This window comes from Microbulbifer bruguierae, assembly GCF_029869925.1.
GTDB classification, from domain to species: domain Bacteria; phylum Pseudomonadota; class Gammaproteobacteria; order Pseudomonadales; family Cellvibrionaceae; genus Microbulbifer; species Microbulbifer bruguierae.
In genome coordinates this window covers 2,975,073-2,988,263 of record NZ_CP118605.1, presented here as the reverse complement: position 1 = coordinate 2,988,263, position 13,191 = coordinate 2,975,073, and the positions used below count along the sequence as shown (strand labels likewise).

14 protein-coding genes are annotated in these 13,191 nt (G+C 59.2%); 9 read left to right on the top strand and 5 right to left on the bottom strand.

From position 1 onward, the window contains the following. Window positions 1–60: 60 nt before the first annotated feature. From PVT68_RS12500 to PVT68_RS12485, 4 genes are all read left to right on the top strand, one after another. Window positions 61–987, top strand: a complete 927-nt coding sequence (locus PVT68_RS12500; protein ID WP_280322516.1) for an AAA family ATPase — start codon at window positions 61–63, stop codon at window positions 985–987. Next, window positions 984–2,312 carry a DUF58 domain-containing protein gene (locus tag PVT68_RS12495; protein WP_280318529.1) on the top strand — a complete coding sequence of 443 codons (1,329 nt, stop codon included), beginning with the start codon at window positions 984–986 and terminating at the stop codon, window positions 2,310–2,312. Before PVT68_RS12500 ends, PVT68_RS12495 begins: the two co-directional genes overlap by 4 nt. Before the next feature lie 35 nt (window positions 2,313–2,347). Beyond that, complete coding sequence (locus tag PVT68_RS12490) at window positions 2,348–2,878, top strand: hypothetical protein (protein WP_280318528.1); 531 nt, start codon at window positions 2,348–2,350, stop codon at window positions 2,876–2,878. Window positions 2,879–3,009: 131 nt separating this feature from the next. Continuing rightward, window positions 3,010–5,154, top strand: coding sequence for a TonB-dependent copper receptor (locus PVT68_RS12485; RefSeq protein WP_280318527.1), 2,145 nt, complete (start codon window positions 3,010–3,012; stop codon window positions 5,152–5,154). A gap of 65 nt (window positions 5,155–5,219) precedes the next feature. On the opposite strand, the gene PVT68_RS12480 is transcribed toward PVT68_RS12485, so the two are convergent. From PVT68_RS12480 to cysK, 5 genes are all read right to left on the bottom strand, one after another. Then, window positions 5,220–5,804: an outer membrane protein gene (locus PVT68_RS12480; RefSeq protein WP_280318526.1), complete on the bottom strand. Its 585-nt coding sequence runs from the start codon at window positions 5,802–5,804 to the stop codon at window positions 5,220–5,222. Between the two features lie 69 nt (window positions 5,805–5,873). Next, entirely contained in the window at window positions 5,874–6,149 is a 276-nt protein-coding gene (locus PVT68_RS12475; RefSeq protein WP_280318525.1) for a type II toxin-antitoxin system HicB family antitoxin, read from the bottom strand. 323 nt (window positions 6,150–6,472) lie between these two features. After that, window positions 6,473–6,703: a hypothetical protein gene (locus tag PVT68_RS12470; protein ID WP_280318523.1), complete on the bottom strand. Its 231-nt coding sequence runs from the start codon at window positions 6,701–6,703 to the stop codon at window positions 6,473–6,475. Window positions 6,704–6,815: 112 nt separating this feature from the next. After that, window positions 6,816–7,652: a 3'(2'),5'-bisphosphate nucleotidase CysQ gene (gene cysQ, locus PVT68_RS12465; protein ID WP_280318521.1), complete on the bottom strand. Its 837-nt coding sequence runs from the start codon at window positions 7,650–7,652 to the stop codon at window positions 6,816–6,818. A 161-nt stretch (window positions 7,653–7,813) separates the two neighbouring features. Next, window positions 7,814–8,731, bottom strand: coding sequence for a cysteine synthase A (gene cysK / locus PVT68_RS12460; protein ID WP_280318520.1), 918 nt, complete (start codon window positions 8,729–8,731; stop codon window positions 7,814–7,816). A 152-nt stretch (window positions 8,732–8,883) separates the two neighbouring features. Between cysK and PVT68_RS12455 the strand changes: the two genes are divergently transcribed. The 5 genes from PVT68_RS12455 (at window position 8,884) to PVT68_RS12435 (ending at window position 13,179) form a co-directional block, all read left to right on the top strand. After that, on the top strand, window positions 8,884–9,573 hold the full coding sequence (locus PVT68_RS12455; protein WP_280318519.1) for a lysoplasmalogenase: 690 nt from the start codon (window positions 8,884–8,886) through the stop codon (window positions 9,571–9,573). Window positions 9,574–9,636: 63 nt separating this feature from the next. Further along, entirely contained in the window at window positions 9,637–10,293 is a 657-nt protein-coding gene (gene yrfG / locus PVT68_RS12450; RefSeq protein ID WP_280318517.1) for a GMP/IMP nucleotidase, read from the top strand. Between the two features lie 193 nt (window positions 10,294–10,486). After that, a complete protein-coding gene (locus PVT68_RS12445) occupies window positions 10,487–10,867 on the top strand; it encodes an RNA-binding S4 domain-containing protein (RefSeq protein WP_280318515.1) in 381 nt (126 codons plus the stop codon). A gap of 286 nt (window positions 10,868–11,153) precedes the next feature. Further along, window positions 11,154–12,680: a S1C family serine protease gene (locus PVT68_RS12440; RefSeq protein WP_280318514.1), complete on the top strand. Its 1,527-nt coding sequence runs from the start codon at window positions 11,154–11,156 to the stop codon at window positions 12,678–12,680. Window positions 12,681–12,747: 67 nt separating this feature from the next. Beyond that, complete coding sequence (locus PVT68_RS12435; RefSeq protein ID WP_280318512.1) at window positions 12,748–13,179, top strand: DUF4124 domain-containing protein; 432 nt, start codon at window positions 12,748–12,750, stop codon at window positions 13,177–13,179. The last annotated feature ends 12 nt before the right edge of the window (window positions 13,180–13,191 follow it).

The following is a 13,191-nucleotide window of genomic DNA, read 5'->3' as shown; positions in this document are numbered from 1 at the left end:
ATTTCCGATAACCCGGCGCGGCAGATCGACCAGCGCTGGCAACAGGCCAGCGCCAGGGTCATGCAACTGCGCGAGCGCATAAACCGGGTACTGATCGGCCAGCAGTCAGTGGTGGATCAGGTACTGATTGCCCTATTGGCCGGCGGTCACGTACTGCTGGAAGGCGTACCCGGACTCGGCAAGACACTGCTGGTGCGCAGCCTCGCCCAGGGCTTTGGCGGGCAGTTCCGACGCATCCAGTTCACTCCGGACCTGATGCCCGCGGACGTCACCGGTCACGCCATCTACCACATGGCGGAGAGCCGCTTCGAAGTGCGCCGCGGCCCGGTATTTACCAACCTGCTGCTGGCGGATGAAATCAACCGCGCTCCCGCCAAGACCCAGGCGGCCCTGCTCGAAGTCATGCAGGAACAGCAGGTGACCATCGACGGCCAAACCCACAGTACCCCGCGGCCGTTTATGGTGCTCGCCACCCAGAACCCGGTGGAGCAGGAGGGCACCTACCCGCTGCCAGAGGCGGAACTGGACCGTTTCCTGCTCAAGGTGCTGATCGATTTCCCCAGTCAGCAAGACGAAGAACGGTTGGCCGCCGCCGCCAGCAGCGGCCGCATCGAACAGCGCCTGCGCGAGGGCGGCGAAGCGGTGTTCAGTGCCGCGGAACTGGCGCAGCTGCAGGCGCTGATACCCCAGATCCAGGTCGACCAACAGGTGCTGAGTTACGCGGTGCGCCTGGTGCGCGCCACCCGCGAATCCTCGCAGCTGCGCCGCGCCGCCGGCCCCCGCGCCAGCATCGGCCTGATCCTCGCCGCCCGCGCCCACGCGCTGCTGGACGGCCGCGATTTCGTTCTGCCGGATGACATCAAAGGCATGGCGATCCCGGTCATGCGCCACCGTGTGGCAGTGTCCCCGGATATGGAAATCGACGGCGAAACCGCCGACTCGGTTCTGGCCCAGATCATCGAGTCGGTGGAGGCACCGCGTCTGTGAGGCCCTCCCCGCTTCTGATCCGCCTGCTGCTGATTGCCTGCGCCAGTGCGCTGGCGGTGAGCGCCACGCGTATCTGGTGGCCGCAGATAGCCGGCAACCTGACCAGTATCTGGTGGCTGGGCCTGGGTGTATTGCTGCTGGCGGCATTGCTGGATTTCGCCACCGGGCGCCAGTGCCGCGGCCTCAATGGCCACCGCAGCCTGCCGGGCAACCTGGCCCTGGGAGTCGGGCAATCCATCGGTGTCAGGCTGCACAACGACGGCCCGCGCGCACTTTCGATGCTGGTAACCGACCAGCTGCCGGGAGAGCTGCGCAGCGCCCATCTGCCCCTCACCATCCAGCTGGGCCCTCAGCAGGAAATCGACACCGGCTACAGCGCCACACCAGTCCGCCGCGGCTTCGCGCGCTTCGGTCGACTGGAGGTGCTGGTCAGCTCGCCGTGGAAACTGTGGCAGTGCAAACAGCTGCTGGGGGAAGCTCAGGACGCCAAGGTTTACCCGAATTTTCTCGGCATTTCATCTCTGCAGGCGCTTTCCACCGAACAGACCCTGCGCTTTCTCGGCGTGCATCAGCGGCAGCGCCGGGGGGAGGGATTGGATTTCCGCCAGTTGCGGGAATACCGCCGCGGCGACAGCCAGCGGCAGGTAGATTGGCGCGCCAGCGCGCGTATGCAGAAGCTGATCAGTCGCGAGTACCAGGACGAGCGCGACCAGGAAATCATTTTCCTGTTGGACTGTGGCCGCCGTATGCGCGCCCGCGACGGCGATCTCAGCCACTTTGACCACGCTCTCAACGCGCTGCTGCTGTCTGCGTATGTGGCGATCCGCCAGGGGGATGCGGTGGGCTTGCAGTGTTTTGCCGGCAACTACAGCCGGTTGCCGCCAGTGAAAGGCGAGGGCGGCATCAACCTGCTGCTGAACCACGTCTACGATCTGCATTCGGGCACCGCCCACAGCGATTACACCGCGGCCGCAGAACAGCTGCTGGCCCGCCAGCAGCGACGTGCGCTGGTGATACTGCTCACCAATGTGCGCGACGAAGACAGCGAAGATCTCACTGCCGCGGTTCAGCAGCTCTCCCGCCAGCACCTGGTGATGGTGGCCTGCCTGCGCGAACGCGCGCTGGACAACTTGCTGGAGAAACCGGTAACGGATTTTGACAGCGCCCTGATGAATGGCGCCGGGCGGGATTTCGTGCAGCGTCGCGCGCGCCTGCTGCAGCAATTGCGTGCCCGCAATACCATTCTCGCGGACGCACTTCCGTCACAGATGCATATGTCACTGGTGGAAACCTACTGGCAGCTGAAACGCAGTGGTAGACTCTGAAGCTACGACAACCGCTTCGCAGATTCAGAACCTCCGTGAATAGCCCCCCAGTTCAAGCGACAGACCTTCGCCGCTGTCTGCCTCCATGGCTGGCGGTAGCGCTACTGGGTATCTTTCTTGCAGTACGCGGCCTGGTACCAGCGGGCTTTATGCCCGCGTCCATCGCCGCAGGCTCCCCCTACGAGTTCTGCCACGGCGACAGCCGCAGTGCGCTGCTGCTGAACCTGATCTCCGCGGAAAAGCACGCCGACAGCGGCCAGCTTCAACATATATTCACTCCTGATCACGGTCATGGTCACGGCCACCATCAAACTGCGGCCCCCGCAGACCCCGCCGCAACGAACCACGGCCATCAGCACGACAGTGCCACCGCGCAGGCGTTTTCCGACAATCACTGTAACTTCGCCGCTTCCGTCGCCTTTGTCGCTGGCGCGGAAAAACTGCTCTGGATCCCCCTGCCCGGCTCTTCTGTATCTGTATTCAGACTGCAGACATCGGTTATCACCCCGCAGTATTACCTGCTGCCACCCGGTCGCGCCCCTCCCATCGCCCTTTCTCTCGCTTAACAACAAGCCCTCCGGGCCCGTTGCCGGCAAGGTGCTGTAACCGCAGTCACCTCGACGGCTCGTGTGCCTGTGGACATTGGCGCCGGTGGCGAACAGCCACCGGCTGGCTGCCTGTATATAGAGAAAGAACGATGAATAAATCCCATAAACCATTTCGTATATGGCCGGGCTCCGGCGCGCATCGGTATCTGCATTCTCCGCTCGCGCTCGCAATCGCCACCAGTTGCGCCGGTGCCACCGGCACCCTGGCGGAGACCTCGGAGCTGGAAGAGATGATCGTCACCGCGGTGAAAACCGAACAGCCCCTGAACCTGGTCACCGATCCCAAGAAACCCCGTCAGCCACTGCCTGCCAATGACGGCGCAGACTATCTGAAAACCATCCCCGGTTTCTCGGTGATCCGCAAAGGCGGCACCGATGGCGACGCCGTATTGCGCGGTATGGCCGGTTCGCGGCTGTCGATGGTGCTGGATGGCGAATCCATTCTCGGTGGCTGCTCTAGTCGTATGGACCCACCCACTGCGTATATCTTTCCCGAAACCCTGGATCAGATAAAAGTGATCAAGGGCCCACAGACTGTGAAATTCGGCCCGGGCAATTCCGCCGGTGTGATACTGTTTGAGCGCAATTATGAGCGTCCTGACAAGTCGGAATGGGATCTGCATGCGAGCCTCCTGGCCGCCACCGCCGACCGCCAGGACGGACTTATCGACGCAGCTTACAAATCCCCGCTATTCACCCTGCGCGGCACCGTGACTTCCGCCTCTGCGGACAACTATCAAGACGGGGACGGTGTTACCGTCCACTCCCGTTACGAGCGCTGGAATAGCCAGCTCGGCTTCGCCTGGACCCCGGATGACAACACCCGCCTGGAACTCAACAGCGCGCGCAGCGACGGTGCAGCGGCTTATGCCGACCGCGGTGTGGATGGCTCCAGATTTGCGCGGGAAAACGTCAATGCAAAGTTTGTCCACAGTGACATCTCGGACCTGATTCAGTCCGTGGAGGTACAGGGATACTACAACTACGTGGATCACGTAATGGACAACTACACCCTGCGTGAGTCCAGTGACATGATGGCCATGCAAATGGCGATGAACCCGGACCGCAAGACCACCGGCGGCAAACTGTCAGTGGTACTAATACCACAGCAGGATGTGGATCTGACCATCGGACTCGACGCCCAGCAAAACCGCCACAGTAACCGCAACAGCATGAATCAGAGCGCGATGGACTATCGCCATCTCGACCGTGTCGCGGATGCGGAGTTTACCCAGACCGGCGTGTTTACCGAATTGAATTGGGAAGTAACACCAGGCAGCCGGTGGGTGGCGGGCGCGCGCGTAGACGACTGGAATGTCCGCGACCTGCGTGAACAGGTACAACTGTCGATGATGTCCACTGCTGCCAACCCTACCGCCGGCCAGGAGCGGGAAGCACTGTTACACAGCGGTTTTACGCGCTTTGAAAAAAACCGGGAAAATAGCGCATCCTCTGCGGCAACTTTTTATGCCGGCGTAGGCTACACCGAGCGCTTCCCGGACTACTGGGAAATCATCGCCAAGGAGACTGCCGACTCCTTGAGCGCGTTGGATATCGAAGACGAGAAAACCACCCAACTGGATATCGGTTACATCTACCGCAACAAGCGCTTCACGGCCAGCGTATCGGTATTTGCCAACACCATCGACGACTACCTGATGATCCAGTCCGGCTACAGCAAAATGAGTTTAAGTGGTGGCATGGGTGGCATGGGTGGCATGGGAAGTATGGACGACACTCGCAGCACGACAATTGTGCGCAATATCGACGCGCGTACCTGGGGAGCAGAACTCGACCTGGGCTATCGTCTGAGTGATAACTGGCGCTCGGAGCTGACCCTGTCATCAGTGCGCGGGGCCAACGAATCCGACGGCACCACCCTGGCTCAGTTACCTCCACTGGAAACCCGCCTAAGTGTGAATTACGAAAAGTCGGACTGGTCCGCCGGAGTACTTTGGCGTTCGCTCGCCGCGCAGGACCGGGTGGATATCGGGAAGGGCAACATTGCCGGCCAAGACTTTGGCCCCACAGATGCGGCCAATATCCTGTCACTCAACGGGGGCTGGCGCGCCACACAGGAACTGCTATTGACCGCGGGTATCGACAACCTGCTAGATGCAACCTATGCCGAACATATCAGCCGCGCCGGTGTGGCCATTCCCGGTTTTGACCAGCTGACCCGTGTCAACGAGCCCGGGCGCACACTGTGGATAAAAGCGGTGTTGCGCTTTTAGCGGTCTGAGTTAACAGCCACCAATTCTGGCCGGTGCAGATCTAAGATCCACCGGCTTTTTTGCATTTAAAACCGGTAACTTAAATTCAGCGTCAATGTCCGCAAGTGGCCAAGATCAAGACGCACATCGGAAACGCCATCGTATACATACAGATTGGTGTCTATATCGTTGTAGTTATATTCGATGGAGGTATTGAAATCCTCGGTCCAGTTATAGCGATAACCGACACCGGCATTCCAGTAGTTGTCGTTGTCATCGTCGTTGATGGTGTACAGCACATCGTATTTTTCGATGGTATCCAGATCGAATTCGCCGTAGTTCCAACCCACCATCCAGTACAGGCACTGCACGTCGCAGGTTACGGTGAAATCGACCTTGGCGATCAGGCCCCACTGATCTACTGACACACTGCCGTCGTCAAAATTGGTATAACGTAATTCCACCTGCCAGACCCCGGCATCCGGGGTAATCCCGATACTGGCATAACCGGCAAAATCCCGTTCGTCGTTTATCTGCAGCTCTCCCACACCGAGACCAAGGGTACCCACGACGTGATACTCACCGCTGCAGTAGCCGTCAATCGGGTTATTCCACTGGGCACACGCCGTGCTGGAGGCAAGTAGAGCCAGAAGAAAAATCAGACTTTTCATTGTTACCGTCCTTGGTTCAGAAATCGTTAGGCAACCGGGTCCTTTTACACGGATTAAACCGCACGACTTTCACGAGCGCGGGCTGACCTTGTTGCATTCGATGTCGATAATGGCCCAGACACCATCGATAAACGCGGGGTTTTTACGCAGCAGATTCAGATCACCAGGTTGCGGGGGCGGGTCGCCTGCGGCTCTTAATTCCTCCAGTCGCTCGACAATGGTTTCCGCCATTTTTTGCAGCGCACCTTCCAGTGTGGCCCCGTGGCAGTGGCAATGAGGAAGGTCGGGCGCAATGGCACCGTAACCGGCAAATTCTATATTGTGAACCACAACCGGATAACGCATGAGTTTTCTCTTTTAAGTTAACTTTTATCCCACCAAGCGTAGACCCAATTGTTCGAACTTGAACAAAATTCTCGACAAAGAAAATATTTTCGCGACGGCCGCACAGGTACCCGGAAAAAATAGAAATACTTTCCCAAAAATCCTGTGTCGACACTTTAGATTTTCTGCCGGCAAAGGCATCAACAGCAGTTGATTTTCTGGAACTTGTGTTTGTACAAAAAGGCGGGGAAAAACGTACTTGGAATATCAAGCACCAAAGACGGGTTTTGCAAAAACGCACGACCGCGGTTGTTTTTGCCGCGCCAGTTTTTACAGGGGTGATATCAGCGCGGTATACGCCCGAGCAGGGCGCGGCGGGAAAAGATCATTTCCCGGTAGGTCTGAATCAACGAAAGGTCGGGGGATTGCTCGACGGCCCGCAATTCTTCCATCTGCCGCGACAGCCAGGTGATCTCGGTTTCCAGTCGCAGGCGCAGCTGGCGGGTTTCTGCTTCACTGATACTGACGTGGGCACCGACACTCCCTGGGGTGCCGATACTGCGACCACTGGCCATGGCTCTACCTCCCGATTTGCCCTGGTTGCAACAGCAGCTGGGCGTCGCCAAAAACAACGGGACGCCCAGGCTACAGGGTAAAGACTAGACCAGTTTTCCGGCCGCTGCCGAATCAGCCAAGCAGCAGCGATTTCCAGTCAAATGACTGGTCGCCGATCACATAAAAGAAGGGGTTCAACAGCTCGTCTTTCTGGTTGTAGCGCAACAGGTTGAAGGCTTCATCCACCACGATACCGCCGGCGGCTTCCACCACCGCCTGGGCGGCGGCCGTATCCCACTCACAAGTCAGCGCCAGGCGCGGGTAGAGGTCCGCTGCACCTTCCGCGACCAGGCACAGCTTCAGAGAGCTGCCCATATTCTTGAGGCCGGTCTCGCCCAGGCTGCCCTCGATACGCTCGAGCAGTGCATCGACCGCGCCCGCGCCGTGGCTGCGACTGGCAACCACTTCGATGGCGTCACCGCTGTCGAGGCGCGGCTGCATAGCGCGCACCGCGATGGTCTTTTCGCCACTGGCATCCTGCTTGATGGCACCCAGGGACTTGGCACCGGCATAGGTAATATTCAGCACCGGCACATGCACCACCCCCAGCACCGGTTCGCCGTTTTCGATCAGGGCGACATTGACGGTGAACTCACCGTTACGACGGATAAATTCCTTGGTGCCGTCCAGGGGATCGATGATCCAGTAGCGCTGCCACTGGCTGCGAATATCGTAGCCCGGCATCTTGCCCTCTTCGGACAGTACCGGCACACCCTCGAGCAGCTGCTCCAGGGCTGGGGCGAGGATCTTGTGTGCCGCGAGATCCGCGGCGGTGACCGGAGAATCGTCGGCTTTGGTATCCACCTCCAGCTCACCACTGGCGTTGTACACGTCCAGAATCGCTTCACCGGCCTTGGCCGATATGGCGATCACCTTATCCAGCAGTTCTCTGTTAACTACCTGATCCATGATTCCCCCGGTTTGAATTGTTCAAATAATAAAGCGGATGATTATACGCAGGATATGGCGGGATGGGGGCAAGGCGAGAATACGGAGTACCGGGAATCGCGGAAAAACTACTGCGCACGCGCTCGCGCTCGCGCTCGCGCAGTAGTTTTCCCGGTGGTTCCCTAGGCGGGGAACAGATCTTCAATGGAGAGATAGCGCTCACCGGTATCGTAGCTGAACACCAGTACCCGGCTGCCCGGCGCCAGCTCCTGCTCGAACTGCTTCAGTGCCGCGAGCGAGGCTCCAGAGGAAATACCCACGAATATGCCTTCCTGCAACGCGCACTGGCGGGCCATCTCGAAGCTGTCTTCCTCGCTTACGGCGATGGTGCCGTCCAGCATGCCGCGGTTGAGAATCTCTGGCACGAAGCCAGCCCCAATCCCCTGCAAACGGTGCATGCCCTTTTCCTTACCGGCGATTACCTGGGATTTTTCCGGTTCCACCGCATACACCTGCAGCGTTTTCATGTGCTCTTTCAGCACCTCGCCACAACCGGTGATATGGCCGCCGGTACCGACCCCGGTAATCAGGTAGTCCAGCCCGTCGGGGAAGTCCGCAAGGATTTCCTGCGCGGTGGTGTTGCGGTGCGCGGTGACGTTGGCGGGGTTGGTAAACTGCTGTGGCATCCAGCTGTTGTCGTGCTCAGCGAGGATTTCCTCGGCTTTGGCGATGGCGCCGGGCATGCCGTTTTCTTTCGGTGTCAGCACCAGTTCGGCCCCGAAGGCTTTCATGATCTTGCGCCGCTCCACGGACATGGATTCAGGCATGGTCAAAATCAGCTTGTATCCCTTCACCGCCGCCACCATGGCGAGGCCAATACCGGTGTTGCCGGAGGTGGGCTCCACGATCACACCCCCGGGTTTCAGGGCGCCGCTCGCCTCCGCATCTTCAATCATACCCAGCGCAATCCGGTCTTTGATACTGGCGCCGGGGTTAAAGCGCTCGACCTTCATCCACACTTCAATGTCGTTGCGGAACAGCTTGTTGATCCGAATATGGGGGGTATCGCCGATGGTTTCGAGAATGTTGTCAGCCTTCATCTATCGCTCCCTGAATGCGGTGTTGTGATCGGAATTTACGGATGTGGTGGAGGGTAGTTTTGCCCGCTGGCACATTGAACCACCGGGCACTTTCGCAAATACTCCCGCAAGAATACTCCCCTTATACACAAAGATAAAAACGGAGAACGCCGATGTCCCACGCCGCTGTACAGCCCCGTCTGCCCGTTGCCGGCAGCAATACGATACCCACAGCCCTGTTTGTCTTTGGCGGCGCGCTGTATATGGCACTGGATGCCGCCGGCAGCCACGGACTGTGGATGGCCGTGCTGAAGATAGTGCCGATCCTCTGCCTGATGGCACTGGCAGCGACAAAGCTGTCCGGAACCACCCGCACTCTGGCGCTGCTGGCGCTAGTGTTTTCCGCCAGTGGCGATGTACTGCTGGCGATCGACTTCCCCAATCATTTCGTTTTCGGTCTTGGCGCTTTTCTGCTGGCACAGCTGGCCTACGGCTGCAACTTCCTGCGCAGCCCCCGTTTTGGCAGCCGGTACTTTGCCCTGCGCGGCATGGCGGTGGTGCTGGCGGCACTGGTTTTAGCCCGACAGGTGTTGCCGGGCGCGGGGGAGCTGGCGCTGCCAGTGGTGTTCTATATTGTGGCGATTGTGTTTATGGCACTGTCTGCGGCGGCCCACGGCAGTGGCTCTTCACTGCTGTTTGCGGGGGCGCTGACCTTTATGATTTCCGACGCGCTGATCGCCATCAACCGCTTCGTGGATCCGGTGCCTCTTGCAGGCACCTGGATCATGTTGACCTACTATGCGGCACAGGCACTGCTGATTACCGGTCTGGTGCGCGCGGATTTGGCCGCGAGAGTGTCTTGAGGGCATAATAACCGTATAAATTTTATTCAACCCGACCGCCCGCTGCGGTCGCCAGAGGTATACATGCTCGACTGGAGCCAGATTGATACGGTGCTGCTGGATATGGACGGCACCCTGCTGGATCTGCACTACGACAACCATTTCTGGCTGGAGCATTTGCCCCAGCGCTATGCAGTAGCCAATGGGCTCTCGGTGCCTGAGGCGCAGGCACTGGTCAACCAGATGACCGATGAGTTGCGTGGCACTCTGGACTGGTACTGCCTGCGCTATTGGTCCGATGCGCTGAAGCTGGATGTACCGGCAATATACCGGGAAGTTGAGGATCGCATTGCGCTGCGCCCGCATACCGACCGCTTCCTGCGCAGCCTGCGCGCGATGAACAAGCGCGCACTGCTGGTGACCAATGCCCACCCCGATGGTTTGAATCACAAGCTGGAAGTCACCGGTATCGACCAGTGGCTGGATGCGATTATTTCGTCCCACGATCTGGGGCATGCCAAGGAAAGTTCACTGTTCTGGCATTCCCTGCAGGAACGTCAGCCATTTGATCCCGAACGCACGCTGTTTGTGGACGACAACCTGCATGTACTCGGAGCGGCACGGGACTACGGTATTGCGCACCTGCTGTGTATTCGCCAGCCGGACAGCAAAAATCCTGCACGTGAGATTACCGAATTTCCGGCGATTCACGACTTTGACGAGATTTTAGGGGCCCGCTGAGATTCAGCGTGCGCTCCGGTTCGACCAATGTGGCGGCGGATCGCCGGGTGCGGGTTTTAAGGACCGCTGTGGATACATCCCTGGGCGCTGCGTCGCAAACATCCTGTTTGCGACGCTCCTGAAAACCCTTACCCGCCGCCCAGCCTTCGCATTAAATTTTTCACTTCGTAGTTTTCGTGGTTCTGAATTTTTGATGGAAAAAGTACGTATTGATAAGTGGCTCTGGGCCGCCCGTTTTTTCAAAACCCGCAGCATCGCCAAACAGGCCATCGAAGGCGGCAAGGTGCACGCGGAAGGCCAGCGGGTTAAAGCGAGCAAAGAAATCACCACCGGCACATTGCTAACCATCCGCCAGGGTTGGGATGAAAAAGTGGTGGAAGTCATCGCGCTTTCCGACCAGCGCCGCGGCGCCGACATTGCGCAGACGCTCTACCGGGAAACTGAAGACAGTGCTGCCAAACGGGAGCAGTTCGCTGCGGATCGCAAAGCCAATAATGCGGTCCTAACCCACGAGCGCCCGAACAAAAAGCAACGCCGGCAGATCCACAGATTTATCCGTGAATCGCAGGATTAACTGACAAGTTCCAAACTTGTAAACCATCACCTACGAAGCAAAAAATTTAATGCGAAGACTGGGCGGCGGGCAAGGGTTTTAGGAGCGTCGGCGGCATGGACGCCGCCGACGCAGCGTACAGGGATGTATTCACAGGGGGGCGCCTAGCTCGGTCCTGAAAACCCTTGCCCGGTGCCCGGCCGCCACAATGGGCAAAACAGAGTACCCTCTGAACCAGCTCCAGAAAGAGCAAACAAAAGCCAAAGTGCTAAACTGCCCCAAACCAACGAATAAACACGACGCCGCAATGAAACAACTGCTGACTTTCTGCCTGCTGATCCTGTGCTTCTCCCAAGCCACCCACGCCGATAGCCGCGAACAGGAGCAGTTGAAACGCTCGATCATCAAGATTTACACCACTGCCGCCGCTCCCGACTACTTCAACCCCTGGGCGCTGCTCAACGCCCAGCAACTGTCCGGGTCCGGCGCGGTGATCAGTGGTAAGCAGATACTCACCAACGCCCACGTCATTGCCAACGGCAGTTTTATCCAGGTCCAGCGCCACGGCGACGCGCAGAAATTCCGCGCCCGGGTCAAGTTCGTCTCCCACGATGCCGACCTCGCCCTGCTCACCGTCGAAGACGAAACCTTCTTTGAAGACACCCGTCCATTGGCCCTCGGCAAACTCCCCGACCTGCAGGAAGAGGTCACCGTCTACGGCTACCCCATCGGCGGCAAGTCCCTGTCCATCACCCGCGGAGTGCTGTCCCGGGTCGAGCATCAGTATTACGCCCACGCTGAAAGCTACCTGATGGCGGGGCAGATCGACGCCGCCATCAATCCTGGCAATAGTGGTGGACCGGTCATCTCCTCCGGCAAACTCGTCGGGGTCGCGATGCAGACCAATAACAGTAACGGCGCCGAAAACCTGGGGTATTTCGTGCCACCCAGTGTGATTGAGCACGTGCTGGAGGATTCCATCGACGGCGTGCATCAGGGTTTCCCCGAGCTGGGTGCGATCACCCAAAGCCTCGAGAGCCCGGCCATGAAGGCAGCGGCGGGGCTGGCAGAGGACCAGGAGGGGGCCCTGGTGGTGCGGGTATTTGAGGACGCGCCGGCCTCCCAGGTACTGCAGCCCGGCGATGTACTGTTGCAGGTGGACGGCTTTGCGATCGCCGCAGACCGCACCATCGAATGGCGCGAGCACCAGCGCACCAACTACCACTATGCAGTGGATCAGTATCACGTGGGCGACCAGCTGCCGGTGCGCTTTGCCCGCAACGGCGAGATTCACGACGCCAAGATTTCCCTTGCCGCCACACCCGCGTCGCGCTCGCTGGTGCAGGGCGAAAAGTTCGATCAGCGCCCCCGTTATTACATATACGGCGGGGTGATATTTGTGCCCCTGAACATGAACCTGATCAAGCGCTGGGGCAGCAACTGGCACTCCAAGGCGCCTATCGAGTACCTCTACGCGCGCAACCAGTGGTCCAGCCCCGAGCAACAGGAACTGGTAGTGGCGCTCAAGGTACTGCCGGCTCCGGTCAACCTGGGCTATCACGACTGGAAAAACTGGATCATCGACTCTGTTAACGGTGAGAAGATCCACGATTTCCAGCAGTTCGCGCAGCTGATGGAGTCCAGCGAAGAAAATTTCGTGGAGCTGAAAGACAGCTCCGGCTACCGCATGGTGATGGACGCGGCAGCGGCGCGGGAGCAGCAGCCGTTTATCCTGCAGACCTACCAGATCCCCGAGCGTCACTCCCAGGGGCTGTTCGACACCCTGGCAGACCGGGACAGCGTTGAGGTAGAACCGGCGCAGCAGGTCCAGTAAACACCGGGCCAATAAACACGCCCCAACAAGTACCCAACAAGCACCCAACAAACAAGAGGAGCGGGCGATGCGCAGAATCTGGCTACTGGCCGCTTTCAGTCTCGCCCTCGAAGCCGGCGCCGGCGAGCTGTACCGCTGGGTCGACGAAGACGGCAGAGTGCACTTCAGCGACCGCCCTCCAGTGGAGGCAAAAGCGGAATCCCTGGATGGTCAGCTGAAGCCGATCAACAGCGCTGACGCCACCCGCAAAATCGATTTCCCCGACAGCAGCCGCGCACAACAGATCGAGCGGGACTATGTTCAGCGCAGGCAGGCGCAGGAGGCCCGCGATCTGCATCAGCGGCAGATCGCCTGCAATCAGGCTCGCCGACAACTGGAAATACTCAAGGGCCGGGTGTACTTCGTCGACGCCGACGGCAACCAGACCACCATCAGCGAGCGCGAAAGAGCGGAGAAAGCCAGCGCACTTGACGCGCTGATTCACCGGCACTGCAGCTGACCACACACCCGT

Coding starts and splice junctions, on each gene's coding strand:
- cysK (WP_280318520.1), bottom strand. CDS start 8,731: ATGAAGGCTGACAACATTCTCGAAACCATCGGCGATACCCCCCATATT.
- cysQ (WP_280318521.1), bottom strand. CDS start 7,652: ATGGATCAGGTAGTTAACAGAGAACTGCTGGATAAGGTGATCGCCATA.
- yrfG (WP_280318517.1), top strand. CDS start 9,637: ATGCTCGACTGGAGCCAGATTGATACGGTGCTGCTGGATATGGACGGC.
- PVT68_RS12435 (WP_280318512.1), top strand. CDS start 12,748: ATGCGCAGAATCTGGCTACTGGCCGCTTTCAGTCTCGCCCTCGAAGCC.
- PVT68_RS12445 (WP_280318515.1), top strand. CDS start 10,487: ATGGAAAAAGTACGTATTGATAAGTGGCTCTGGGCCGCCCGTTTTTTC.
- PVT68_RS12470 (WP_280318523.1), bottom strand. CDS start 6,703: ATGGCCAGTGGTCGCAGTATCGGCACCCCAGGGAGTGTCGGTGCCCAC.
- PVT68_RS12485 (WP_280318527.1), top strand. CDS start 3,010: ATGAATAAATCCCATAAACCATTTCGTATATGGCCGGGCTCCGGCGCG.
- PVT68_RS12500 (WP_280322516.1), top strand. CDS start 61: ATGCAACTGCGCGAGCGCATAAACCGGGTACTGATCGGCCAGCAGTCA.
- PVT68_RS12480 (WP_280318526.1), bottom strand. CDS start 5,804: ATGAAAAGTCTGATTTTTCTTCTGGCTCTACTTGCCTCCAGCACGGCG.
- PVT68_RS12440 (WP_280318514.1), top strand. CDS start 11,154: ATGAAACAACTGCTGACTTTCTGCCTGCTGATCCTGTGCTTCTCCCAA.
- PVT68_RS12475 (WP_280318525.1), bottom strand. CDS start 6,149: ATGCGTTATCCGGTTGTGGTTCACAATATAGAATTTGCCGGTTACGGT.
- PVT68_RS12455 (WP_280318519.1), top strand. CDS start 8,884: ATGTCCCACGCCGCTGTACAGCCCCGTCTGCCCGTTGCCGGCAGCAAT.